At 68.8% G+C, this 1,588-nt stretch carries 1 protein-coding gene; it reads right to left on the reverse strand.

The window, feature by feature from the left end:
• Positions 1 to 1,588 (reverse strand): nitric oxide reductase activation protein NorD (locus VF497_RS12300; protein WP_330889103.1); only part of this gene is annotated, 1,588 nt, incomplete at both ends.

Here is a 1,588-nt window from a genome sequence, read left to right on the forward strand (position 1 = left end):
TCGGACGGCTCGCCGTCGGTCAGGACCAGCAGCACCTTGCGGAACGCACGTCGTCCCGCGAGGTAGCCTCCGGCGTGGCGCAACGCCGCACCGAGCCGGGTGGAATGGCTGCTGCCAAGGCCCGCGAGACGCGAACGCACGTCGGCGTCCATCGGCTCCTCGAAGCCCTTAATGCGGAGATAGCGCACGCGCTCGCGACCGTCGGAGCTGAAGCCGTGCACCGCGATCGCGTCATTGGCGGCCTCGACCGCCGTCGCCGTGATCGCGGCGGCCTTGCGCTCGACGTCGAGAACCGTCCGGCCCCGACGATCGCGGTCCGCGGTCGATTGCGACAGGTCGAGCAGCAGCAGAACGGCAAGATCACGCGGTCCCGGCGCATCGCGCTGGTAGACCCTCGGCTCGCTGATACTGCCGGCGCGGCGCTCGATCGTCAGCGCGATCGCCGCGTCGATGTCGAGCGCGTCGCCGTCGCGCTGGCCCCTGTGTCTGATGCGACGGCCGATCGAGGCGTCGCGGGTCAACTCGGTGATCCAGCGCATCGCCTCGGCATCCGTCGAGGGGTCGAACGGCTGCGCGGAAACCGCTGCATCGGCCTCCAGGATCGTGGTCCAGTCCGCCCGCTCGGTGCGCGCGGCGTAGTCCCCTTCCGGGTAGGTCGCGACCGGAAATCCATCCAGCAGCGTGACCGCTGCGGCCTTCGCGCGCAGCGTCTCGTCGGGCTTCGCGTCGTCGTCGGTGGACTGCCCATCGGCGTCGTCGCGCCGCTCCATTCGTACCGAGTCGACCGCAAGTTCGATCGTCTCGGTCGGGCTGTCCGGCTGATCGCCAAAATCCCACAGTGCCAGATTGTCATCGCGATAGGCCGGTTCGACGACGTAGCTCTTGGCGTTGAACTGCAGCCGCATCTGCCCGATGTCATTGCCGAGCAGTCCGCCGATCTCGCGGCTGATGGCCGGATCGATCCAACGGTCGGCGGCACCGGCAAACAGCGTCCGCCCTTTTGTTACCCATGCATCCGGATCCTGATAGTCCGGATCGATCAGCACCCGCGCCAGCCGCGTCATCAGTCCGGCGGCAGTCGCCTGGCCTGATGGCGTCGCACTGTGAAACGGCAACCACAGCCGGCGCAGCCCAGGCATCTCGCGCAGTGCCAACGCCTCGACCCTGGCATCCTCGATCAGCGAGACCAGCGCGATCTGCAGCGCCTTCAGCCGGCCCACGGGAAAGCGGACCGTGGAATGCACCAGATGCGCGCCGGCATGCGCGACCGCTGCGAGATAGATGGTGTCGGCCTCTTCGCCCGCGAACCCAGGGAAGGTCTCCGGGAGCCCGATCAGGCCCGCGGCGAGCGAGGCACGCCGCGGCACCGGCGTCGGTGCAACGGCAAGCTTGCGGAAACGCGGCTTCCTGTTCCACAGGGCGAGCGTGGTTGCGGCGAGACGCTTTTCCAGCCGCGCGAAATCGTCGCCGGTTCGGCCGACCGCGAACAGCCGCAGCGAGAGCGGATCGTCGAGCGCGAAATAGGCGCGCCGGCGCGATGCGCGGCCGCCGCTTGCGCGCAAGCCGGCCGAAACCCAGGCGGAAAAAT

Source organism: Rudaea sp. (genome assembly GCF_036383415.1).
Classification (GTDB): domain Bacteria; phylum Pseudomonadota; class Gammaproteobacteria; order Xanthomonadales; family Rhodanobacteraceae; genus Rudaea.